Origin of the sequence: Dietzia sp. JS16-p6b (assembly GCF_003052165.1) — a bacterium.
Taxonomy (GTDB): Bacteria; Actinomycetota; Actinomycetes; order Mycobacteriales; family Mycobacteriaceae; genus Dietzia.
The window spans coordinates 2,043,778-2,066,970 of the sequence record NZ_CP024869.1; the positions used below are offsets into that span (position 1 = coordinate 2,043,778).

Sequence of the window (23,193 nt, forward strand, 5' to 3'; positions counted from 1 at the left end):
CCAGCTAGGCCGGCCGCCTACCCTCGACCAGACGTCCGAGCGCCCACGGCAGGCTGCTCACACTCGGCTGCCGGACCGCCGCCACGAGGTCGCCGTCGCGCGGATCCACCCGGACCACCTGGACACCCGTTTGCCTGAGCTGTCGATACGGGACCGGCACCAGGTCGGACACGACGTCGAATCCCAGTTCGCGAATCTCGGCTCCGAGCGGCGACCGTCCGTCGAGGGTGGCGACCGGGGTGTCGGGGCGGGCGCCGGTCCCGACGACGACGGCGAGCGCCTGCACTCCGAGCCGCCGCTGACCTCCGGCCCAGCCTTCCAGCGCCTCCTCGGCGGAGGCGGCGGCCCGGGCCGGGTCGCGGTCGACGGCCTCGGCCACCAACTCGAGGTGCCGTCGCCAGCCCGGCCGCCCGTCGGGGTCCGCGATGACCGTGGCGAGCTGCTCGTACCCTCTCAGCTGCGCCTCGGAGACGTCGGCCGCGGCGAGAGCGAAGGCGTCGGCCCCGAACGGCAGGAGGGAGCGCAGACTCGGCAACCCCGGACCGTCCCAGTCCGGCGTCGGCGGGGAGGGACGGTCCCGCCAGGGCCGGGGGCCCGTGCCGTCGACGGCCCAGGCCGCCTCCGGCTCCATTTCCAGTGCCACCAGGACGTCCAGGTCCGCGGACGAGAGGGCGACGACACGCCGGACGGGCGGGTCGTCGGTCGGGGTGCGGACGGGACTCGGTGGGTCCAACGGGTCCCTCGACGGGGTGGTCGGGCTCGTCGTCCCGCCCCCCGCCCCGCAGGCGGTCAGGCCCGCGAGCCCGAGCCCGGCGCCGAGGGCCAGCCGGAGGACGTCGCGACGTGAGTTCACGAGGGAATCGTCGCACGCCCCCACAAACGCGACGTCCCGGCTCCTCGCTCTCGCGAGGAACCGGGACGTGTCGATCATGTACCCCCGATGGGATTCGAACCCACGCTACCGCCGTGAGAGGGCGGCGTCCTAGGCCGCTAGACGACGGGGGCCGAGTACGCGTCAACTGTAGCGACACCACCGGTCCACCACAAAATCACGCCACCGACACCCGTGCACCAGGTGCAAATATGCACTCGGTGCACTTTCAATATAGACTGCTCCGGTGACCTCCCCCCCAGACCAGGACTCCCTCCGCGAGAGGAAACGTCGCGCCACGCTGCTGGCCATAGAGGACGCCGCGACCTCCCTCGTCCTGGAGCACGGGTACGACTGCGTGACGGTGGACCAGATCTGCGCCGCGGCCCACGTCTCCAAGCGCACGTTCTTCAACTACGTCCCGTCGAAGGAGGCCGCCGTCATCGGTTCACCTCCCCGTGACGTCCCCCCGGCACGGCGCCGAGAGTTCCTCGACGCCGCCGACCCGGACGTGCCCGGGGCACTCCTCCGACTGTTCCTCGCGGCTTTCGCCGACGCGCGAATCGGGGACGACGCCCAGACGGCGAGACTCGCCCACCGTCGAGGCGCGATCTTCCGGGCGGAACCGGACCTCGGCGTGGCCCGCGTGACCGCGTCCTCACGCTTCCAACTCCGCCTGGTGGACCTGGTGACCGAGCACTTCGAGCGTCAGCCGGGTCTCCGCCGCCTCGAGGGGGTCGCAGCGGAGGCCGAAGCGCGCGCCTGCGTCGCCCTCGTGGCCGCCTCGGCCAACCTGGGCCTGTCGAGCTGGCTGACGCGGCGGGCCTCGACCTTCGACGATCTCGACTCCGAGTGCGCCCTCGCCCTGCGACAGCTCGCCCTCCTCGTCAGTTCCCCCACCGACACGGCGTCGGCGCAGACGACCTCTTCCGAGAAGACGGGATCCACGTCATGAGCGATACCAGCACCCTCGCGACGGCCGGTCACGAGACCGCCGAGCGCGCGCCGTCCCACAACGTGCCGCTGGTGTTCACCTCGCTCCTGCTCGGGATGCTCATCGTGTCCCTGGGGCAGATGATCTTCGCGACCGCGCTCCCCACGATCGTCGCGGACCTCGGCGGGGTCGACAAGATGAGCTGGGTCATCACCGTCTATCTCCTCACCATGACCATCGGCCTGCCCGTGTACGGCAAGCTCGGCGACCAGATCGGACGCAAACCGCTCTTCGTCGCGGCGATCCTGCTGTTCCTCGGCGGGTCCGTACTCGGAGCCCTGTCGTGGAGCATCGACGTCCTCATCGTCTCCCGCGCCATCCAGGGCCTGGGGGGCGGAGGTCTGATGGTGCTGTCCCAGGCCATCGTCGCCGACGTCGTCCCCGCCCGTCAGAGAGGCCGGTACATGGGAGTGATGGGGGCCGTGTTCGGGCTCTCGTCGATCCTCGGTCCGCTCCTGGGCGGGTTCTTCACAGAGGGCCCGGGCTGGCGCTGGGCACTGTGGTTCAACCTGCCGATCTGCCTGCTCACACTCGCGGTCGCGGTTCTCTACCTGAGACTGCCCGCTCGCGGCACCGGTCGGAGGACCGACTGGCCGGGGACCGTGCTCATGGTCACGGGCACCACGGCGCTCATCCTCGTCTGCTCGTGGGCCGGCAACCGCTACTCCTGGACCGACCCGGTCATCCTCGGCCTCGCCGCCCTCTTCCTGGTCTGCGCAGCCGCGTTCGTCCGGGTCGAACTGCGGTCACCACACCCCCTGATCCCCATGACCCTGTTCGCCGAGCGCAACTTCGCGCTCTCCACCGCCGCCGGGCTCATCATCGGTATCGCCATGTTCGGGACCATCACCTACCTTCCCACCTACATCCAGATGGTCCACGGACTCGGACCCACCCACGCCGGCCTCATGATGACCCCGATGATGGCGGGGATGATGGGCACCTCCATCATCGTGGGCAACATCGTGAGCCGCACCGGCCGGTACAAGTGGTATCCCGTCGTGGGCAGCATCATCATGGCCGTGGGACTGTTTCTCATCAGCTCGCTCGAGGAGACGGACACCCTGCTCCACCTCGGGGTCGTGCTCTTCGTCTTCGGTTTCGGTCTCGGCCTGTGCATGCAGCTGCTCGTGCTGATCGTCCAGAACTCGTTCCCCGTGTCGATGGTCGGCACCGCCACGGCGTCCAACAACTTCTTCCGCCAGATCGGCGGAACCCTGGGATCGGCCATCGTGGGGTCGCTCTTCGTCAGTCGTCTTTCCGATCTCATGGGAGTTCGCATCCCGGCCGCGGCGGCGGCGATGGGACCGGAAGGGGCCGAGATGGCCACGTCGTTCTCGAACGGCTCCGGAGCGGCCAACTCGATGAGTCCCGAGATCCTCGCCGGACTGCCCGGGCCGCTCCACGACGCGATCGTGGGTTCCTACAACGACGCCCTGGTGCCGATCTTCCTCATCGTGGTCCCCCTGCTGGTGGTCGCCACCGGATTGCTGCTGTTCATCCGCGAGGACCCGCTCAAGGAGACCGTCGACTAGCCTCGCCCAGGCACGACCAGGACCACCCGCTCAGCCCTCACGGTGACGGTGGTCCGGGGTGAGAACACCGACACGCGATCCACATCCGCCGCAACCACGCCGTTACACGACGGCGATAGTTTTCCCGGCGTGCAGACTCCCCGAGAGACCGTCCTGCGATTCCTCGCCGCCCCGACCGACGTGGGCACCGGGAACCAGGTTCACACAGGCCGCATCCTCGAGTGGATCGACAAGGCCGCGTACGCCCAGGCCGCGGTCTGGTCGGGTGGCTATGCCGTCACCGCCTACGTGGGCAACGTCCGCTTCTCGCGGCCGATCGAGGCCGGGCAGCTCGTCGAGGTGTCAGCGCGCCTCGTCCACACCGGGTCGAGTTCGATGCACATCCAGTGTGATGTCCGGGCCTGCGATCCCGTCGCGCTCGAGTACCGCCACTGCGCCGAGTGTCTCGTCGTCTTCATCGCCATGCGTGAGGGCAGACCCACCCCCGTGCCGTCCTGGCGACCCGCCTCCCGGTTGGAGGTGCACGAGTCGGAAGAAGCGGTGATGCGTATCGCGCTGCGCAAGGACATCGAGGACGCCATGGCGCAGCAGGACTACACCGCCGAGGGGACCGCACCCCGGTCGACCCTGCGGTTCCTCGCGGCACCCGCTGACGTGAACTGGGGTGGCAACGTCCACGGTGGGCGGATCATGTCGTGGATCGACGACGCCGCGAACCTCTGCGCGACCCACTGGTCGGGCACCCCGTGCACCTCCGTGTACGCGGGCGGCGTGCGGTTCTACCACCCGGTGAGCATCGGTCACGTCGTCGAGGTCGAGGCCCGGCTCCTGCACACCGGTCACGAGACCATGCACGTGTCCGTTCACGTCCGGTCCGGTGAGCCCACATCGCCGGACCGGGTCCTGACGACCCACTGTCTGGCGGTGTGCGCGGCGCTGGGTCCGGATCTCACACCCACCCCGGTGCCGCACTGGACCCCGAAGAGCGCGGAGGACCACGCTCTCGACGCGCACGCGCGACACCTCATCCGGCTGCGGGGACGGGGCCGGGTCGTCGGGGTCGCGTGAGCGAGGGCCACCGCAGACGACGCGCGAGAGGCCCCGACGAGGAGAACACCCGGAGCATGACGCTCCGGGTGTTCTCGTGTGTACCCCCGATGGGATTCGAACCCACGCTACCGCCGTGAGAGGGCGGCGTCCTAGGCCGCTAGACGACGGGGGCTCAGGACGCGGTTCCGCTGAGGGAACCACTGCAGTGAGCGCTGTGAGCGCTCAGCTGGCCTACCAGGACTCGAACCTAGAACGACGGTACCAGAAACCGCTGTGTTGCCAATTACACCATAGGCCACTGTATTCACTTGTCCGCCCGTGCGGGGCGACCTCGAAGAGACTATCAAAGCACCGAGGGTGAATAGCAAATCGCCTGGTCAGTCGGCGATCGGCGCGGCCCGGAGCCGGGCCAGGGTCAGCTCCCGACCCAGCAGCTCCAACGATTCGAACAGGGGCGGCGAGATGTGCGAGCCGGTCACCGCGACCCGGATCGGGCCATAGGCCTTGCGTGGCTTGATCCCGAGGCCGTCCACCAGTGCACCGGAGAGCGCCGCCTCGATCGCGGGGGTGGTCCACTCCGGTAGCGCGTCCAGCGCGCGCACGGCCGCGTCCACGACCTCGCGGGAGTCGGCCTTGAGGTTCTTGGCGGCGGATCCGGGATCGACGACGAACTCCGCCTCGTCCACCACGAGGAAGCGGATCAGGTCCCACGCGTCGGACAGGACGACGATGCGGGTCTGGAGCAGGTCGGCCACGACCGCCCACCGGTCTCCGTCCAGCTCGGGCGGCAGCGTCAGGCCGTCCTCGGACGGGTGCGCCTCGAGGAAGTCCCGCAGCCGTTGCGCGAACACCTCCGGGGGAAGCCGTCGGATGTGCTCGGCGTTGATCGCGTCCGCTTTCTTCTGGTCGAAGCGGGCGGGGTTGGCGTTGACCTGACGTACGTCGAAGGCCTCCACCATCTCCTGGAGGGAGAACACATCGCGGTCGTCCGACAGTCCCCACCCCAGGAGCGCCAGGTAGTTGAGCAGCCCCTCGGGCAACATCCCTCTGTCACGGTGCAGGAACAGGTCCGACTGCGGATCCCGCTTGGACAGCTTCTTGTTCCCCTCGCCCATGACGAACGGCAGGTGCCCGAACTCGGGGACACGCTCGGCCACCCCGATCCGCGTCAGCGCGCGGTAGAGCGCGATCTGCCGGGGGGTGGAGCTGAGCAGGTCCTCGCCCCGGAGCACGTGGGTGATCTGCATGAGCGCGTCGTCCACCGGGTTCACCAGGGTGTAGAGGGGGACCCCGTTTGCGCGGGTCAGCGCGAAGTCCGGAACGGAGCCGGCCTTGAAGACGGTCTCACCGCGGACGAGATCGTCCCACCCCAGGTCCTCGTCCGGCATCCGGAGCCGGATCACCGCGCCACGCCCCTCATCCCGGTAGGCCTGCTTCTGCTCCTCCGTCAGATCGCGGTCGTACCCGTCGTACCCGAGCTTGGGATCACGCCCGGCCGCGCGGTGGCGGGCCTCGACCTCCTCGGCCGTCGAGAAGGACTCGTAGGCCTCTCCGGCGTCGACGAGCCTGCGCACCACCTCGAGGTGCTGGTCGCGTCGCTCGGACTGGCGGTAGGGGGCGTACGGTCCGCCCACCTCCGGCCCCTCGTCCCAGTCCAGTCCGAGCCACCGGAGCGCGTCGAGCAACGCCCGGTACGACTCCTCCGAGTCGCGTGCGGCATCGGTGTCCTCGATGCGGAAGACGAAGGTGCCGCCCGTGTGCCGGGCGTGGGCCCAGTTGAACAGCGCCGTCCTGACCAGTCCCACGTGGGGTGTGCCGGTGGGCGACGGGCAGAAGCGGACACGGACGTCTTGTGCTGTCATGGTCACCATCCTAGAGACGGTCCCGGCTCGCACCCCCGCGCAGGACCGGCCTAGGATCGGCCGGGTACCCGTGGTGCGCCCTTCACGCGCGATCCACACCCGGTCGGAGTCGAGGAGGCGAGCCGTGGCGTCAGGGCTCCACCCCGACGCCGCGAGGCCTGTCACCGCTCCGGACTTCCTCCTGTCCCGCCCCACGGGCTCACTGCGCACCCAGGGATCCCTCCGTTCCTTCACTGATCCGGCAGACGCGGCGCTGGCCCTGAGATCCGGGGACTGCGGCCTGGTGGTGGGCGCCATGGGGTTCGAACCCGATGCGCGGGCGGCGTTGGTGGAACCCGACATCGTGGTCCGGACCGACGGCCCCCTCGAGCCCCCCGCCTACTTCCGATCGATCCGCACCCGGGCCCGCGTCGCCGTGGAGATCCCCTCCACGGAGGTCCACCGGCACCGCGTGGCCACCGCGATCGCCGGGATCCGCGCCGGCGGCCTGTCCAAGGTGGTGCTCGCCCGCGCGGTCCGGTTGGTCGCGCAGGACCCGATAGACCCCCACGCGGTGTGCGCGGCGCTCATCGATTCGAGCCCGTCGGCCGACGGGTTCCTGGTCGACCTGACCCCCGCCGGCGGGCGGCACGCCGGCCGGGTACTGGTGGGGTCGAGCCCGGAGCTGCTGGTGCGCCGCCGGGGCGACGCGGTGGAATGCCACCCCCTCGCCGGCTCCGCTCCCCGTTCCCGCGACACCTCCGAGGACCAGGCCGCGGGGCGCGCCCTGCGGGCCTCGGGCAAGGACGCCGAGGAACACGCGTTCGTCGTGGACTCCCTCGCGTCGGCTCTCGCCCCCTTCTGCCGGGAGCTACAGATCCCCGAGCGCCCCTCGCTCACCTCGACCCGCGAGATGTGGCATCTGGGGACCCGGATCCGCGGACGGATCGCGGACCCACGGACCACGGCACTCGACCTCGCATTGGCCGTCCATCCGACGCCCGCGGTGTGCGGGACCCCCACCGACGAGGCGAGGCGCGTGATCGCGGGCCTCGAGGGCGAACGCGGCTTCTACTCGGGGGCTGTCGGCTGGGCGGACGCCGGCGGCGACGGGGACTGGATGGTCACCATCCGCTGCGCCGAGATCGACGCCGATCGCTCAGGGGCGCTCGCCTGGGCGGGCGGGGGGCTCGTCGCCGACTCCGACCCCGACGACGAGGTCGCCGAGACCGCCGCCAAACTCCGCACGGTCCTCACCGCGCTGGGCGCGGTGTGACCCGCTCTACCTGTCGACGACGGGGTTGCTCAGCGATCCGATGCCCTCGATCTCCACGGTGACCCGGTCGCCGGGGAGCATCGGCCCCACCCCGGCGGGCGTGCCCGTCAACACCACGTCGCCCGGGAGCAACGTCATGATCCTGCTGACGTACTCGATGATCTCCCCCACGGTGTGCATGAACTGGGAGGTGTTGCCTTCCTGGCGTACCTCCGACGACCCGTCCGGGTGGTGCACGGTGGTGCGGACGTCGAGGCCGTTCGGGTCGAGGTCGGTGACTATCCAGGGGCCCAGCGGGCAGAAGGTGTCGTACCCCTTGCCCCGCGTCCACTGACCGTCCGCGAGCTGCTGGTCACGGGCGGTCACGTCGTTGGCGCAGGTGTAGCCGAGGATCACCTCGTGGGCCCGGGCGGCCGCGACGTCGCGACAGGGCTGGCCGATCACCACGGCGAGTTCGCCCTCGTGGTCCACCCGTTCGGAGCTGGGAGGGTAGGCGATCGCCGCTTCGGGGCCGATCACAGAGGTGTTGGGCTTGAGGAAGATCAGCGGCTCGGTGGGCGCCTCGGAGCCCATCTCCTGCGCGTGCTCCGCGTAGTTCTTGCCCACACACACCACCTTGGAGGCGAGGATCGGGGCGAGAAGGCGGACGTCGGCCAGCGGCCATTCGCGACCGGTGAACTCGGGCGTGCCGAAGGGGTGTTCCGAGATCTCCGCGCAGGTGAGGGTGGCGGGGTCGGTGACGTCCCCTCGGACCTCGACGAAGGCGAATCCCTGCGGGTGGGCGATACGGGCGAGACGCATACCCGCGATCCTATGCCGTTCGCAGATCCCGGAGCGTCGTGACCCCGCGGTCGCGCAGCTCGGCCGTCTGGGCCAGGTACAGCTCCGCGCAGGCGAGAGCATCGATCAGTGCGTCATGCGCCCGGTAGCGCGGGAGCCCGTACCGCTGCCGCGCATTCCACAGTCGCAGTTCGTCCGGGGAGGACTGCGGTGCGAAACCCATGTCGACTCCCCCACCGAGCACCCTCCGGTGCAGGTCGAGGGTGTCGACCGACACCAACGGCGGCCGCACGTCGTGGGCGGACGAGCACAGCGAGTCGAGGAACTCTGTCTCTATATGACTGTAGTGGGCGACGAGCACCCGCCCGGTCAACGCGGAGAACACCTGGTCCAGGACGACGTCGACCCCGACGCCGTTCGCCACCGCGTCGTCGGTGATGCCGTGCAGGGTGGCGCTCTGACCCACGCCCTCGACCTCGTCGGCGTGGTCGTCCCGGAGGATCATGGACCGCGCACCGCCGAGGTCGATCCGGTCGCCGTCCACGGGCACCAGCCCCACGGACAGGACACGGTGGCGCCGGGGGTCGAGTCCCGTCGTCTCCACGTCCACCGCGAGGAGACGCAGATCGGCCAGCGGGGTCGACGGCGCCGGCGGCGGGGTCTCGAGGTAGCGACGGAGCGGGCCGTCCGGAAGGCGCCGCGCAGCGCGCTGCCGGCGCCCGGACCGGGTGAACCAGTCGCGCATCACATCTGTCCGACCCGGTACTTCAAGGCGAGCGAGCCCTGCACGCCGGCGATGATCCGGAACGCGGCGCGGAGACGGTGGCGGTCGGCGGAGCTCAGCGTTCCGGGGTCGAGGTGGTTGTCCTGCGGGTCGTCGTCCGCGATCTGGCGTGCGTGATGACTGTAGGTCAGGCCGCGGAGGAACCGGAATGCCTCGGAGAGGTCCTCCGCATCCGCCCGCGCGATCACACCCGCCCCGGCCGCGGCGTCGAGTCGACCGAGCGTGGACACCTCGTCGAGCCCTGCGGAGAGGGCGTACACGCGGGCGATCTGCACCACCGGCGCGATCCCCCCGGCCTTGAGGTCGAGGGTGTTGCGGTACTCGCCTCGTCGTTCCACCACCAGACCGCGGAAGAACCCCAACGGCGGACGCCACTCACAGGCGATCCGCGCCAGGTGGGCCTGGAACCGCAGGCTGCCCTCGGCGCGCGCGAGCATCTCGTCCCGGACTCTCATGAACAGCGAGGTGTCCCCGTGGACGGGGCGGATGTCCAGGAAGACCTGGGAGTGCAGGACGGCGTCCGCTCCCGGCGCCCGGACCCAGTCCCCCACCTGGCGTTCCCAGGACGTGCACGTGCGACGCCACGCCGGGGTGGAGGCCATGACCTCACCCGGACACAGCGGGAACCCGGACCGGTCGAGACCTGCGCACACCTGCTCGGCCAGCTGTGCGAAGTACCGGTCCGCGTCGGGTGTCGTCCCCGCCGGGTCGTCCAGGATGAGCGCGTTGTCCTGGTCGCTCGCCACACCCAGTTCCCCTCGTGCCTGGGAACCGAGTCCGACCCAGCAGTACGCCACGGGCGGCGGTCCGAGCTCAAGCTCGGCAAGGGAGATCAGTCGGCGGGTCGCCGCGTCCGCGGTGGCCGTGACGACCCTGCCGATGTCCTGGGGGGCTGTGCCGCGGCGGACGAACTCACCGACCAGCGCGGGCAGCCTCGCCGCCAGGTGTGCGACCCCGTCGGCGTCGGGCGCGCGGGCGATGCGGGCCGCGAGGTAGACGGGGTCGGTCTGCGCCAGGCGGAGCAGGTCCCCGCTGGTCACCATCCCCACCGGCTCACCGTCCTGGCAGACCGGCAGGTGATGGACCCCACGGTCGATCTGGAGGAGCGTGGCGTCGAACGCGCGGGTCCCCGTGTCCACGGTGACTGGATCCGGGGTCATGATGGCGGATACCGGGGCCCCGGTGTCGCCGCCCACCGCGACGACCTTGGAGCGCAGGTCCCGGTCGGTGAAGATGCCCACCACGCGACCCGCCTCGACGACCAGCAGCGCGGACACACGGCGTTCGGTCATCAGCCTCGCGGCGTCCCGGATGGTGGTGTCGGGTCCGGTGGTCACCGCGTCGCGGGCGAGCAACTCCCCGACCGGCGTACCGAGCGCGTCCCCTCCCGCGGCCTCGAGTCGAGCCGAGGCGAGATCCTGACGGATCCGTTCGCTGCGTTCGCCGAAGAACCGACTCAGCTGCGGGTGTTCGGTGAGCAGCGAGTCCAGGACCTCGCGGGGCATCTCGAGCAGCAGGGTGTCGGCGACCGCCACCATCCGGTAGCGCGATGGTCCGCCACTGGCGAGGGAGGAGTAACCGAAGCAATCCCCCTCTCCTCGCGCGTCGAGCAGAGCCCCGTCCGGATCACACACCTCCACGGCGCCCGAGCGGATGAGGTGCAGGGTGTCGTTCCGGGCACCCGCGTCGAGGATTATCGTTCCCCGGCGGTGGTACCGCTGCGAGAGCTGCGCGGGGATCCGGTCGAGTTGGTCGACGGTCAGCTCGTCGAAGGGGGCGCACCGGGCGAGGAAATCTCTCACCTCGACGAGTTCGACGTCCATGGCTCCACTGTGAACGCCGACGGCCCGCGGTGTGATGCGCTTCGTGCGATTCACACCCGCGGACCGCGGTACTCGTACTCCGCTCTAACCGCTGACCGCGGCCACGATCCGGTCCCCGACCTCTGATGTCGCCACCGGCCGGTCCCCACAGGACCCCAGGTCCGCCTCGACCGCGGCTTCCACACGGTCGGCTTCTCCGACCTTCCCGAGATGCCGCAACATCAGAGCGACGGACAGGATGGCCGCGGTGGGGTCGGCCTTGCCCTGGCCTGCGATGTCCGGTGCGGAACCGTGCACCGGTTCGAACATGGACGGGTTGGTCCCGGAGGCATCGATGTTCCCCGACGCCGCGGTGCCGATCCCCCCGGTGACGGCCGCGGCGAGATCGGTGATGATGTCGCCGAAGAGGTTGTCCGTGACGATGACGTCGAAGCGCGAGGGCTCCGTCACCATGTAGATCGTCGCGGCGTCGATATGGCAGTAGTCCACCTCGACGTCCGCGAACTCCGGGGCCACCTCGTCGACCGTGCGCTGCCAGAGACCGCCTGCGTTGACCAGAACATTGGTCTTGTGGACCAGTGTGAGCTTCCCGCGGCGGGACCGCGCGCGGCCGAAGGCGTCGCGTACCACCCGCTCCACGCCGAACCGGGTGTTGACCGAGGTCTCGGTACCGATCTCCTGGGGCGTCCCGACCCGGATCGCACCACCGTTGCCGGTGTAGAGCCCTTCGGTCCCCTCGCGGACGACCACGAAGTCGATCTCCCCCGGGTTCTTGAGCGGGGTCGCCGAGCCCGGGTACAGACGCGACGGGCGGAGGTTGACGTGGTGGTCGAGCGCGAACCGCAGGGGCAGCAGCATCCCGCGTTCGAGCACGCCGGCGGGCACGGAGCGCGGGTCCCCGATGGCGCCGAGCAGGATCGCGTCGTGGCTCTTCAGGCTCTCGACATCCGCGTCGGTGAGCGTCTCCCCGGTGCGCAGATAGCGTCGCGCCCCGAGGTCGTACTCCGTCTTCTCGACCCCCGGGACGAGCGCATCCAGTACCCGGATCGCCTCGGCCGTCACCTCGACACCGATCCCGTCACCGGGGATGACGGCGAGCTTCATCGTCTGCGTGTTCCTCTCCACCGGTCCCGTCTCCCTCAGTCCAGGTTGATCTGGGTGGCCGTGGCCCCGAGCTCGGAGACGATCCGGTCGACCGTCGGATCGGCGACCGCGCGGTCGACCCGGAGGATCAGCGACGCGCCCTCACCCGTGGCGTCCTGGCTCAGGGCGGCGGCCTGGATGTCGATGCCCTCCCCGCCGAGGATGGAACCGACCTTCCCGAGCACACCCGGTCGATCGGAGTAGTGCACGAAGAGGTTCTGGCCCTGGGCGCGCAGGTCGAAACCGCGCTCGTTGATCCGGACGATCTTCTGGACCTTCTCGAGGCCCGAGAGGGTTCCGGTGACCTTGCCGGTGGCGCCGTCCGCGGCCACGGCGGTGACTGTGACGGTGCTGCGGTAGGACTTGGACTCGCTGCGGGTCTCCACCGAGTGGGTGACGCCGCGCTGCTCGGCCATCGATGCGACGTTGACGAACGTGGCCGGCTCGTCGGTGATCGCGGAGAACAGGCCACGCAGGGCTGCCAGCCCGAGCACGTCTACCTGCTCGGCGGCGAGCTCACCGGCGACGTCGACGTTGACCGTGGTCGGCACCCCCGGGCAGAGGTGGCCGGCGATCAGGCCGACCTTGCGGACCAGGTCGATCCACGGGGCGACCTCGTCGCCGACCGGACCGCCGGAGACGTTCACTGCGTCCGGGACGAACTCGCCGCGCAGCGCCAACAGCACGCTGCGGGCGACGTCGGTGCCGGCGCGGTCCTGGGCTTCGCTGGTGGAGGCGCCCAGGTGGGGGGTGACGACGGTGTTCTCCAGCTCGAACAGCGGCGAATCGGTGCAGGGCTCGGTGTCGAACACGTCGAGGGCGGCAGACCGGACCTTGCCGGACTTGAGTGCGTCGACCAGGGCGTCCTCGACGATCAGCCCACCGCGGGCGGCGTTGACGATCACGACGCCGTCCTTGGCGCGGGCCAGCCGCTCGGCGTCCAGCAGACCGGCCGTCTCCTTGGTCTTGGGCAGGTGCATCGTGATGATGTCGGCCCGGGAGACCAGCTCGTCGATGTCGACCAGCTCGATGCCCAGCTGCGCCGCTCGGGCGGCGGGCAGGTAGGGGTCGTAGGCGATGAGGGTGGTCTCGAACGCCGCCAGGCGCTGTGCCACCAACTGGCCGATCCGACCCAGGCCCACCACTCCGATGGTCTTGCCGAGCAGTTCGACGCCGTTGAACGAACTCCGCTTCCAGGTGTGCTCGCGCAGCGTGCGGTCGGCGGCGGGAATCTGGCGGCACGCGGACATGAGCAGCGCCACCGCGTGCTCTGCGGCCGAGTGGATGTTGGAGGTGGGCGCGTTGACCACCATGACACCGCGTTCGGTGGCGGCGGGGATCTCCACGTTGTCCAGTCCCACGCCCGCGCGACCGATGATCTTCAGCTTGGGTGCCGCGGCGAGGACCTCGGCGTCGACCGTCGTCGCCGAACGGACGAGGAGCGCGTCCGCGTCCTTCACCGCGTCGAGGAGCCTGGGGCGATCCGGGCCGTCGACCCAGCGGACCTCGACGGCGTCGCCGAGTGCGTCGACGGTCGACTGGGCGAGCTTGTCGGCGATGAGGACGACGGGACGTCCGGATGCTGTCACAGTGGGATCTCCTCGGTGTCAATTCGGGCACCGACAGTCTAGGTCACCGCACCCCGCCCACGACCAGTGGCCGGGGTGGCGACGGGGGCCTACCGTGGCTGATGTCACCGCAGCACCCGACCGTGTCACTGCAGCACCCGACCTCCGCCCGACGAACGGAACACCCATGCCGCGCACTCCCCGATCGACCGGATTCCCGGCCGGCCTGCCCAGTCCCTGGCTGCCCGTCCTCGCGCCCGCTCGCGGCTCGACCGCGGTGGCCACCTACCTGAGGGCCCACCTGTACGGAGCTGCTGTGGGACGCAGCCTGCTCGACCGCTGCATCCGTGCGGTCGACGATCCCGACCGGGCCCGACTCGAGCCACTTCGGGATCAGTTCGAGCAGGAGATCGCCGTCGCCTCCGAGGTGTTGTCCCGGTTGTCCCCCATCGGAACGCCGGGTCGGGGGCTGGTGCGCCGATCCTCCGGGATCGCCCTGGGCGTCCTGCCCGTGGGACCGGTGCTCAGCGACCCGCTCGCACGGCTGGGGGTGCTGGAGGCGCTACGCACCCTCGTCGTGGCCAAACGCTCGATGTGGGACCTGCTCGCGGAGTCCTGGGTGGCGGACGCGCCCTCCGGTGGTGAGGGTGCGACGGTGGGCGGCCCCGGGACCCGACGCGTCCTGATGGACCTGGCCGAGCAGGCCGCGGCGCAGGCGGTCCTGCTCGAGGAACTGCGACGTACCTACGGTCTGGCAGTCTTCGAATGACCCGGTCCGACCCGGTCCGCGCCGACGTCGTGGTGGTGGGGTCGGGTCCGAACGGACTCGCCGCCGCGCTCCTGTGCGCCCGCGCCGGCCGACGGGTCGTGGTGCTCGAGGCCGAGGACACCATCGGGGGCGGGTGTCGCACCCTGCCCATGGACGGCATGCCGGGCGATCTCGGCGAGGGACTGCTGGTCGACCCGTGTTCGGCTGTCCACCCGATGGCCGGCGCCGCACCGTTCTTCCGGCAGTTCGACCTGGCCGCGCACGGCGTCGAGTTGAGGACGCCGCCGGTCCAGTTGGGCCACGCGCTCCCCGGTCGCGACGCGATCGTGGTCCCCTCCGACCCCTCCCCCGCGAGCCTGGCCGAGGGGATGGGGTCCGAGGCGGAGGCCCGGGCCTGGTGGCAGGTCATGGAACCGCTGGCCGAGCGGCCACTCGAGGTGGTGGCCACGGCGCTGTCCGATCAGCGATCGATCCCGCCGGTCACGGTGGTGGCAGCGCTGGCGAGGGCCTTCGCCCGGGCACATCCCCTGGGGATCACGGGCGACCGATTCGGACCGGATGGCCGGACCCTGTTCTCGGGGATCGCCTCCCACGCGATCTCGCCCCTCTCCTCGCCGGCGGCGACCGGGGTCGGCCTGATCCTCGGTTCCCTCCTGCACTCCCCGCTCGGGTGGGCCCTTCCTGTCGGGGGGAGCGGTGCGATCACCGCCGCCCTGGCAGAGGCGCTGCGCCGGGCCGGCGGGGAGATCCGCACGGGGATCCGCGTCGGGTCGATGGCGCAGATTGACGCGCGGGACATCGTCTTCAACACCTCCTCGCGGATCCTCGGCGAGATCCTGCTGTCGTCCTCGCCGTCACCGGCCGTGGAGCGACGGGCCCGACGGCTCACCCGAGCGCCCGTGGGAGGTGCCGCGGCGAAGGTCGACATCGTCCTGTCGGGTCCGGTGCCGTGGAGCGACCGACGCCTGAGCGATGCGGGCACGCTTCACCTGGGTGGGGACTCCGCCCACATCGACGCGGCCGAGCGCGCGGTGGCGGACGGCCGGCACGCGGACCGTCCGATGGTGCTGGTCTCCCAGCCGTGGGTCACGGATCCGGGCCGCATCGCACCCGACGGGCGACGGCCGCTGTGGACCTACGCTCACGTGCCCGCCTACTCGCGGCAGGACCAGACCGAGCAGGTGCTCGCCGCGCTCGAGGCGGTCGCACCAGGGATCCGCGACGTGGTGGTGGCGACCCGGTGCACGCCCGCGTCCCGGATGGATCGCCACAATGCGAACTACGCCGGGGGGGACATCGCCGCGGGCCGCGTGGACCTGCGCGGCCTCGTCGCCCGGCCGGTCCCCCGTGTCGACCCCTACGCGACCGGGGTCCCCGGCATATGGCACGCCTCCGGATCGACGCCCCCCGGGCCCGGTGTCCACGGGCTCGCGGGCCAGTACGTCGCCGAGCGGATCCTCCGCGGCTGACGGGTCGGCTCGACCGCCCGACCCGTCGCCTACCGGGCGGTCGGGCCGCCTACTGGTAGGACACGAACCACGGCCGGGGCTCGACCGCCATCGTCTGCTCCGGTGTGAAGGTCGGCGTGTCCTCGTCGTAGAAGTTCTTCCACGCCATCCAGATGTCGGGGGACAGCCCCTGTTGCAGCACCTCCCACGTCTCGAATTTCATCTCCGGCGTGCCGTGTCCGTCGGCGTGGAGGGAGATCGCCACCTCGGGCCGCGAGGTGTCGATGTCCTCGCGGTCGGTGATCATCGCCAGGCTGAACTGGTGCAGGATGAGCAGCTTCTGTGGCCCGCCGGAGTCGCGGGTGAGATCGGCGAGCCAGTGGGTGACCCGGTTGATCTCCTCGGCGCTCGCGCTGCCGATCTGTGCCCCCGGGCGCTGTCCGGGCTCGAGCTTCCACTCGGGGTCCAGGGCCAGTCCCACGTTGGGCCGCCGGAGCAGATCCTCGAACAATCGGGCCTGGTCGAGCAGGTCCGCCATCCCGGGTTGCAGGTCGATCACGGCGTAGCCACCGGCCTCGGTGATCGCGTCGACGAGCGGCTCGAACTCCTCCGGAGGCCACTCGTTGGTGTAGTTGCCGTCGGGCCCGGGCTCGGTCGCCGCGACCGTGGCGATGATCTCGAACGCGGGGACGACCGGCTCGGGTGAGTACGGCTGGTACTCCTCGACCAAGCGGCGCACCCGTTCCGCGCTCTCCTCGGGTCCCTGCTCGCCGAGAACGCCCAGGGCCGGGGTGATGGGCGAGCCGTACGCCGCCACGAACCGTCGGCCGGGGAAGAGCAGTTGCCCCCCGCCGGGGAGCTCGGGAACGGTCCGGGCCTCCTCGATCCGCTGAGCCAACTCCTCCTCGGTGCCCCACCCGGGCCCGAGGGCGATCACGGTGTCGGCGTCGGTCACCGCCTCGACCGAACCCCCGTCGACGCGCGGGTCCGGTGCCCGGAGGTGGGAGACCGCCGCCCCGCCCGCGACGGCGGTCGCGACCGCGGCCACCGGGGTCGCGTCATGGACGAGGACGCGGGGGGCGTCGTCTGCGGACCAGGCCGGCTCGCCGACGGCGAACTGCTCGGCATCCGACGCGGTCTCACCGCCGGCGGTGAACCGCCCGACCACCATCAGGGACGGTGAACCCGGTGACTGGTGGACGGTGACGTCGTCCACGCGGTCGCCCGGGATCTCCTGCTCCGAGTGGAACGTGATCCCGGTCAGTTCCTCCAGATCGGCGCGGTCTCCAGGGGAGTCGACGACCTCGCCGTCGTCGGGGGTGAACGTCACCTCGCCGACCCGCAGCACCCGCTCCGTGCCCATCCGATCGAGCTCGCCCGCGAGTGCGTCATCGCCCCCGGCCACCGCGGTGAGCATCGGCGCGCGCAGCCCCACGGCCACCGACGCGGCGCGGGCCTGGGCGGCCTCGTCCGGCGCCGCCACCACGACCACCGGGGCGGCCTCCACCAGCAGGCGGGTCGCCTCGACACCGGACTCGTCGGCGTCCACGGCGACCCTCGCACCCTCGACCTGCGCGGCGGTGATACCCGGCGACGCGTCGGCGGGCCCGGAGGTGCACGCGGCAGTGGCCGCGACCAGACAGAACGAGAGAACCGCCGCCCCCACTCCTCGGTTGAAGTGGCGCACGGCGGTCCTCCTGACAGTCGGGAATCGATCCCGCTGGACCCTACATGGGCCTCAGGCGGTCTCGGTGATCGGCCGGTCGACCCAGCTCATCAGATCACGCAGCTTCTGGCCGGTGACCTCGATCGGATGCTCCGCGTTCTCCTTGCGGAGCTGCTCGAGCTCCTTGTTGCCACCCTCGACGTTGGCCACGAGACGCTTGGTGAAGGTGCCGTTCTGGATGTCGGCCAGGATCTCCTTCATGCGCTCCTTGGTACCGGCGTCGATGACGCGCGGGCCCGAGAGGTAGCCACCGAACTCAGCGGTGTCGGACACCGAGTAGTTCATGCGCGCGATGCCTCCCTCGTACATGAGGTCGACGATGAGCTTGAGCTCGTGCAGCACCTCGAAGTAGGCGAGCTCGGGGGCGTACCCCGCCTCGACCATGACCTCGAAACCCGTCTTGACGAGCTCCTCTGTACCGCCGCAGAGCACGGCCTGCTCACCGAACAGATCGGTCTCGGTCTCGTCCTTGAAGGTGGTCTTGATGACGCCCGCGCGGGTGCCGCCGATCGCCTTGGCGTAGGACAGCGCGAGCGCCTCGCCCTCGCCCTTCGGGTCCTGCTCCACGGCGATGAGCGCCGGGACGCCCTTGCCGTCGACGAACTGACGGCGCACCAGGTGGCCGGGACCCTTCGGGGCGACCATCGCGACGGTGACGCCCTCGGCGGGCGTGATCAGGCCGAAGTGGATGTTGAGGCCGTGGCCGAAGAACAGCGCGTCGCCGTCGCTGAGGTTGGGCTCGATGTCCTCGGTGAAGATCTGGGCCTGCGAGGTGTCGGGGGCGAGCAGCATGATGACGTCGGCCCACTTGCTGGCCTCGGCGGCGGTCATCACCGTGAGGCCGGCCTCCTCGGCCTTCGCGCGGGACTTGGACCCCTCACGCAGACCGATCGCGACCTCGACACCGGAGTCGCGCAGGCTCAGCGAGTGCGCGTGGCCCTGTGAGCCGTAACCGATGACGGCGACCTTGCGGCCCTGGATCAGCGACAGATCCGCCGAGTCGTCGTAGAACATCTCCACTGCCATGGTGGATTCCCTTCGTGTTGGTTCGTGAAGCCGAGACTTGTGTAGGAGTCGAGACTATCGAGTGGTGGTGATGGACTTGGGGCCGCGTCCCAGCGCGACCATGCCGGATTGCACGATCTCGCGGATCCCGTAGCCGTCGAGCATGCGCAGCAGCGCGTCGAGCTTGTCGGGGGTACCGGTGGCCTCGAGCGTGAGCGATTCCGGGGAGACGTCCACGACGTGGGCGCGGAAGAGACTGGCGATCTCGACGATCTGGCCACGATTGGTGGTGTCGGCGCGGACCTTGACCAGTGTGAGTTCCCGGGCGACCGAACCGGCCGGGTCCTGCTCCACGATCTTGATCACGTTGACCAGCTTGTTGAGCTGCTTGGTCACCTGTTCGAGGGGGAAGTCCTCGACGGCCACGACGATCGTCATCCGCGAGAGACCGTCGGTCTCCGTGGGACCCACCGCGAGGGACTCGATGTTGAACCCGCGCCGGGAGAACAGCGACGCCACGCGCGCGAGCACGCCGGGCTTGTCCTCCACCAGCACGCTCAGGGTGTGGGAGCGGGCGGTCACTGGTCCTCCTCCTGGGCGGCGAGCACGGCGGCGTCGATCCGCTCGGTCACATCGTGGACATCCGCGGCGTCGTCGGCCACGGAATCGGTGTCGTCGAACAGCGGCCGGATGTCCCGCGCCGCCATGATCTCGTCATTGGACGTGCCCGCGGCGACCATCGGCCACACCTGGGCGTCCTTGCCCACGATGAAGTCGATGAGCACCGGTCGGTCGTTGATCTCCCGGGCCCGGGAGATCACCTCATCGACGTCCTCCGCGCGGTCACATCGGAGCGCGACGCACCCCAGGGCCTCGCCGAGCTTCACGAAATCGGGGATGAGCATGGACTGGGTCGACAGGTCCGTCTGCGAGTAGCGCTGGTCGTAGAACAGCGTCTGCCACTGACGGACCATGCCGAGGTTGCCGTTGTTGATCAGGGCCACCTTGATGGGCGCGCCCTCGATCGCACAGGTGGCGAGTTCCTGGTTGGTCATCTGGAAGCAGCCGTCACCGTCGATCGCCCACACCTCGGCCTCCGGCCGACCGAACTTGGCGCCCATCGCGGCGGGCACCGAGTACCCCATGGTCCCGAGGCCGCCCGAGTTGAGCCACGTGCGCGGCTTCTCGTACTGCACGAACTGCGCGGCCCACATCTGATGCTGGCCGACCCCCGCGCAGTAGATCGCGTCCGGCCCGGCGGCCGCGCTGAGCCGCTCGATCACGAACTCCGGGGAGAGCGAACCGTCGGACTGCGGCCCGTAACCCAGCGGGTACTCGGACCGGATCTCGTCCAACTCGCCCACCCACCCGGTGGGCTCGTGCAGCGCGCCGGCATCGCGTTCTCCGCGCAGCGTCTGGACGAGCTCGACCAGCACCTCCTTGATGTCGCCGACGATCGGGACGTCGACGGCGCGGTTCTTGCCGATCTCCGCCGGATCGATATCGGCGTGGATGACCTTCGCCCCGGGCGCGAAGGTGTCGAGCTGGCCGGTCACCCGGTCGTCGAAACGGGCGCCCAGCGTGACGAGTAGATCCGACTTCTGGAGCGCGGCGACCGCGGCCACGGTGCCGTGCATGCCGGGCATGCCGTAGTGGAGCCGGTGTGAATCGGGAAACGCGCCCCTCGCCATCAGCGTCGTGACCAGAGGGATCCCCGTGAGCTCCGCCAGGGCCAACAGCTCCGCCGAGGCGTCCGCCTTGATCACGCCCCCGCCGACGTAGAGGACCGGTCGCTCGGCCTTGGCGATGAGCCGTGCCGCCTCCCGGATCTGTTTGCCGTGGGGCTTGGTCACCGGCCGGTACCCGGGCAGCTTCATCTCCGGGGGCCAGGAGAAGGTCATCTCGGCCTGCAGGACGTCCTTGGGGATGTCCACCAACACCGCGCCCGGTCGGCCGGTCTGCGCGATGTGGAAGGCCTCCGCGATCATCCGCGGGATGTCCTCGCCGTGCGAGACGAGGAAGTTGTGCTTCGTGATCGGCATGGTGATGCCGGAGATGTCGGCCTCCTGGAAGCCGTCCGTGCCGATGAGCGCGGTGCCCACCTGCCCGGTGATGGCGACGATCGGAACCGAGTCCATCTGCGCGTCCGCGAGCGGCGTGACGAGGTTGGTGGCCCCCGGGCCCGAGGTGGCCATGCAGACGCCGACCCGGCCGGTGGCCTGCGCGTACCCGGTGGCCGCATGACCTGCGCCCTGCTCGTGCCGGACCAGCACGTGTCGGACCTTGACCGAGTCGTAGAGGGGATCGTAGACGGGCAGGATCGCGCCGCCGGGGATCCCGAAGACGACCTCGGTGCCGATCTCCTCGAGGGACCGGACCACCGCCTGGGCGCCCGTCATCCGCTCGGGGGCCGCGGACCGGGCCCTGTGCTCTGCACCCGGACGGGGTCCGGGCTGTGCCGTTGGTGCGCTCACTTCAACTGTCCTTCATGGTGGTCGTGGAGCTGACGTTCGTCGCCGCACCCGGTCCGGTGGGACCAGGGGAACCCGGCAACAAAAAACCCCCGACGGCCACGGGGGCCGGCGAGGGTGCGCGTCGACGGAAAGCCAGGTAGCGGCTCAGGCGCCGACGCGCCGGCCGAGTACTAGACCGTTCCAGGTGTTCACGCGCTCAGGTTAGGCCCCGGCCGTCACGGTCGTCAACTCGTGGATACCCGATCCCACATCGTGGACCGTGAGACAGTGGAGGGCATCATGAGCGCCCCATTCAGAGCACCCCACCCGGAATCCACGCCGAGCGACCGCGCACTGTTCCGGGTCAACCCCATGTCCTACGCCGTCATCGCCGTCGTCGTCCTGGCGATCCTCTGGCCCGTCAGCACCTACCCCGTCGCTCTCGGATGGCTCGTGCTGCTCCCGATCGCGTTCGGGTGGTGGATCGCGCGGACCAACACCAGACTCGACGAGGACGGTGTCCACCTGTCGTCCTGGCGGGCGCGCAGGTTCGTGCCGTGGGACGAGGTCAAGGGGGTGCTGTTCCCCAAGAACGGCTTCGCCCGCCTGGTCACCACCACCGACCACTCATTCCCGATGGGCGGGGTCTCGTTCCACGATCTCCCCCGGCTCTCGGTCGCCAGTCGGGGGCGCATCCGCGACCCCTACTCCGCCTCGCGGACCGACGACGTCGGCTGAGCGACGGCCCGCCGGCACCCGCTCCGCCACGGCCTGACGCCGCATCCCCATCCGTTCGTACAGCAGGGTGATCACCACCCCTGCGAGTAGTCCCGCCACGGCCCAGCCACCGAGCACCCAGACCGCGTGTCCCAGACCCGCGTCCCAGCTCGAGTCGAAGAACATGACGGAGCGGATCCCCAGGTAGGCCTGGTGCATCGGTTGGAGGTTCCCGATCGCCACGAACACCTGCGGAAGCATCTGGGTCGGGGTGGCGCCTCCCGACGTGGGGATGCCCAGCACCACGAAGACCACGAGGTTGACCAGCAGGCCGGCGTTGCCGATCGCCGCGATGATGGTGTGGGCACAGATCCCGACCGCGACGATGACCAGGTTCGAGAACCAGAACAGGTGCCACGGGTCGTACCCCGTGACCCCGATGATGTGTGCGACGAGAAGGGTCAGTCCGGACACGAGCGGGGCCGTCACCAGCGTCACCACCCATTTGCGGGCGAGGGTCTGGAGCCGACCGAACGGGGCCACGTGGACGTGCAGCGCCAGCGGTCCGATCTCCAGCGGGATGAACCCCAGACGGGCGTCGAGCACGGCGGAGATGATCATCGCCCCGGTGAACCCCGCGAGCACGACGATCAGCGCGTAGAACATCGGCAGCGAGGCGTTCGACACCCCCTCCGGCAGCGGGTTCCACGCCACCACGTCGATCCCCACCGGATCCTGGAGCGCGAGAGTCGCCGCGGCCCCGATCGTCCTGCCCTCCGCCTCGGCGAGCAGCTGCGAGTCCTGGAGGATCCTGGATCCCATCCGATCGCGCAACGACTCCTGCATCGCGTCCGCCATGGTGTTCATGACCTGACTCGACACGATCGAGACCCGGGGGGAGTACTCGAGGGTGATGTGCGCGGGCGCGGGGGGCTCGGCGGCGTCCCCCGCCTCGGTGGCGGCCGCCTCGACCAGGCCGACCACCCGCTCACTCAGATCCGCGGGGATCGTCACGGCGCCGAAGTACGTCCCGTTGCGCAGACCTTCCTCCGCCGTATCGGGATCCACGACGTGCAGCCGGATCCTCTCCCAGTCGTTGTTCTGCAGCAGGCCGGCGGTGATCTGTGATCCCACGTCGAGCTCCCGCACCCCGACCGGGGTGTCCAACGACGCGCCGGCGTCGGAGTCCACCACCGCCACGGGGATGTGGCGGGCATGGGCCTGGGGGTCCGCGGTGCCTCCGAGGTACATGAACGACAGGAGGAAGAACAATCCGCAGACCAGGACGACGGCGCCCGCGGAGTGCGAGACGAACTCGCGGACGCCTCCGGTGTGGCCCGAGTCGGTCACGTCGGTCGAGTCGGTCATGGTGAACCTCATTCGTGTGGAACGCCGGTCGGTCTCTCGCCC

19 protein-coding genes and 3 tRNA genes are annotated in these 23,193 nt (G+C 70.2%); 7 read left to right on the top strand and 15 right to left on the bottom strand.

Translation table 11 applies throughout. The features are described from left to right. Positions 1–4: 4 nt before the first annotated feature. Both CT688_RS09330 and CT688_RS09335 read right to left on the bottom strand, forming a co-directional pair. Positions 5–853 (bottom strand): ABC transporter substrate-binding protein, encoded by an 849-nt coding sequence (locus CT688_RS09330; RefSeq protein WP_107758114.1) that lies wholly within the window; start codon positions 851–853, stop codon positions 5–7. Between the two features lie 79 nt (positions 854–932). Next, positions 933–1,005 (bottom strand) — tRNA-Glu (locus tag CT688_RS09335). Positions 1,006–1,118: 113 nt separating this feature from the next. On the opposite strand from CT688_RS09335, the gene CT688_RS09340 reads away from it, so the two are divergent. From CT688_RS09340 to CT688_RS09350, 3 genes are all read left to right on the top strand, one after another. Further along, positions 1,119–1,826 carry a TetR/AcrR family transcriptional regulator gene (locus tag CT688_RS09340; protein WP_107756678.1) on the top strand — a complete coding sequence of 236 codons (708 nt, stop codon included), beginning with the start codon at positions 1,119–1,121 and terminating at the stop codon, positions 1,824–1,826. Then, positions 1,823–3,400 (top strand): MDR family MFS transporter, encoded by a 1,578-nt coding sequence (locus CT688_RS09345; RefSeq protein WP_107756679.1) that lies wholly within the window; start codon positions 1,823–1,825, stop codon positions 3,398–3,400. The genes CT688_RS09340 and CT688_RS09345 overlap by 4 nt, the downstream gene beginning before the upstream one ends. Before the next feature lie 129 nt (positions 3,401–3,529). Further along, positions 3,530–4,468, top strand: a complete 939-nt coding sequence (locus CT688_RS09350; protein ID WP_107756680.1) for an acyl-CoA thioesterase — start codon at positions 3,530–3,532, stop codon at positions 4,466–4,468. A gap of 81 nt (positions 4,469–4,549) precedes the next feature. Here the strand turns inward: CT688_RS09350 and CT688_RS09355 are convergent. The 3 genes from CT688_RS09355 to gltX all read right to left on the bottom strand — a co-directional run bounded on the left by CT688_RS09355 (position 4,550) and on the right by gltX (position 6,312). Beyond that, positions 4,550–4,622: transfer RNA gene (locus CT688_RS09355), tRNA-Glu, on the bottom strand. 54 nt (positions 4,623–4,676) lie between these two features. Next, a tRNA-Gln gene (locus tag CT688_RS09360) sits at positions 4,677–4,748 on the bottom strand. Positions 4,749–4,827: 79 nt separating this feature from the next. Continuing rightward, the gene (gene gltX / locus CT688_RS09365) at positions 4,828–6,312 is read right to left on the bottom strand and encodes a glutamate--tRNA ligase (RefSeq protein ID WP_107758115.1); all 1,485 of its coding nucleotides are present in this window, start codon (positions 6,310–6,312) and stop codon (positions 4,828–4,830) included. Between the two features lie 124 nt (positions 6,313–6,436). Here gltX and CT688_RS09370 point away from each other — a divergent pair, with 124 nt between their 5' ends. Continuing rightward, the gene (locus tag CT688_RS09370) at positions 6,437–7,567 is read left to right on the top strand and encodes an isochorismate synthase MenF (protein WP_107756681.1); all 1,131 of its coding nucleotides are present in this window, start codon (positions 6,437–6,439) and stop codon (positions 7,565–7,567) included. 6 nt (positions 7,568–7,573) lie between these two features. Here CT688_RS09370 and CT688_RS09375 read toward each other — a convergent pair whose 3' ends face one another. The 5 genes from CT688_RS09375 to serA form a co-directional block, all read right to left on the bottom strand. Further along, positions 7,574–8,368: a fumarylacetoacetate hydrolase family protein gene (locus CT688_RS09375; protein ID WP_107756682.1), complete on the bottom strand. Its 795-nt coding sequence runs from the start codon at positions 8,366–8,368 to the stop codon at positions 7,574–7,576. A gap of 10 nt (positions 8,369–8,378) precedes the next feature. Next, positions 8,379–9,092, bottom strand: coding sequence for an exonuclease domain-containing protein (locus CT688_RS09380; protein ID WP_107756683.1), 714 nt, complete (start codon positions 9,090–9,092; stop codon positions 8,379–8,381). Continuing rightward, positions 9,092–10,954, bottom strand: coding sequence for a putative nucleotidyltransferase substrate binding domain-containing protein (locus CT688_RS09385; protein ID WP_107756684.1), 1,863 nt, complete (start codon positions 10,952–10,954; stop codon positions 9,092–9,094). Before CT688_RS09385 ends, CT688_RS09380 begins: the two co-directional genes overlap by 1 nt. Before the next feature lie 84 nt (positions 10,955–11,038). Next, the gene (locus CT688_RS09390) at positions 11,039–12,058 is read right to left on the bottom strand and encodes a 3-isopropylmalate dehydrogenase (RefSeq protein ID WP_107756685.1); all 1,020 of its coding nucleotides are present in this window, start codon (positions 12,056–12,058) and stop codon (positions 11,039–11,041) included. A gap of 35 nt (positions 12,059–12,093) precedes the next feature. Beyond that, positions 12,094–13,686 (bottom strand): phosphoglycerate dehydrogenase, encoded by a 1,593-nt coding sequence (gene serA, locus CT688_RS09395; protein WP_107756686.1) that lies wholly within the window; start codon positions 13,684–13,686, stop codon positions 12,094–12,096. Positions 13,687–13,852: 166 nt separating this feature from the next. Here serA and CT688_RS09400 point away from each other — a divergent pair, with 166 nt between their 5' ends. After that, the gene (locus tag CT688_RS09400; RefSeq protein ID WP_107756687.1) at positions 13,853–14,434 is read left to right on the top strand and encodes a hypothetical protein; all 582 of its coding nucleotides are present in this window, start codon (positions 13,853–13,855) and stop codon (positions 14,432–14,434) included. After that, complete coding sequence (locus CT688_RS09405) at positions 14,431–15,903, top strand: NAD(P)/FAD-dependent oxidoreductase (RefSeq protein WP_107756688.1); 1,473 nt, start codon at positions 14,431–14,433, stop codon at positions 15,901–15,903. Before CT688_RS09400 ends, CT688_RS09405 begins: the two co-directional genes overlap by 4 nt. Positions 15,904–15,952: 49 nt before the next feature. Here CT688_RS09405 and CT688_RS09410 read toward each other — a convergent pair whose 3' ends face one another. Genes CT688_RS09410 through CT688_RS09425 form a run of 4 tightly spaced genes read right to left on the bottom strand, consistent with a single transcriptional unit; the run spans position 15,953 to position 21,087 of the window. After that, a complete protein-coding gene (locus CT688_RS09410; RefSeq protein WP_107756689.1) occupies positions 15,953–17,569 on the bottom strand; it encodes a hypothetical protein in 1,617 nt (538 codons plus the stop codon). Positions 17,570–17,620: 51 nt separating this feature from the next. Next, positions 17,621–18,634, bottom strand: coding sequence for a ketol-acid reductoisomerase (ilvC, locus tag CT688_RS09415; RefSeq protein ID WP_107756690.1), 1,014 nt, complete (start codon positions 18,632–18,634; stop codon positions 17,621–17,623). Between the two features lie 54 nt (positions 18,635–18,688). After that, entirely contained in the window at positions 18,689–19,195 is a 507-nt protein-coding gene (gene ilvN / locus CT688_RS09420; RefSeq protein ID WP_017837033.1) for an acetolactate synthase small subunit, read from the bottom strand. Further along, positions 19,192–21,087, bottom strand: a complete 1,896-nt coding sequence (locus CT688_RS09425; protein WP_107756691.1) for an acetolactate synthase large subunit — start codon at positions 21,085–21,087, stop codon at positions 19,192–19,194. Before CT688_RS09425 ends, ilvN begins: the two co-directional genes overlap by 4 nt. A gap of 279 nt (positions 21,088–21,366) precedes the next feature. Here CT688_RS09425 and CT688_RS09430 point away from each other — a divergent pair, with 279 nt between their 5' ends. Then, positions 21,367–21,804 (top strand): PH domain-containing protein, encoded by a 438-nt coding sequence (locus CT688_RS09430; RefSeq protein ID WP_156607188.1) that lies wholly within the window; start codon positions 21,367–21,369, stop codon positions 21,802–21,804. On the opposite strand, the gene CT688_RS09435 is transcribed toward CT688_RS09430, so the two are convergent. Beyond that, complete coding sequence (locus CT688_RS09435; RefSeq protein ID WP_228549287.1) at positions 21,694–23,151, bottom strand: DUF3533 domain-containing protein; 1,458 nt, start codon at positions 23,149–23,151, stop codon at positions 21,694–21,696. The genes CT688_RS09430 and CT688_RS09435 overlap by 111 nt on opposite strands. Between the last annotated feature and the right edge of the window lie 42 nt (positions 23,152–23,193).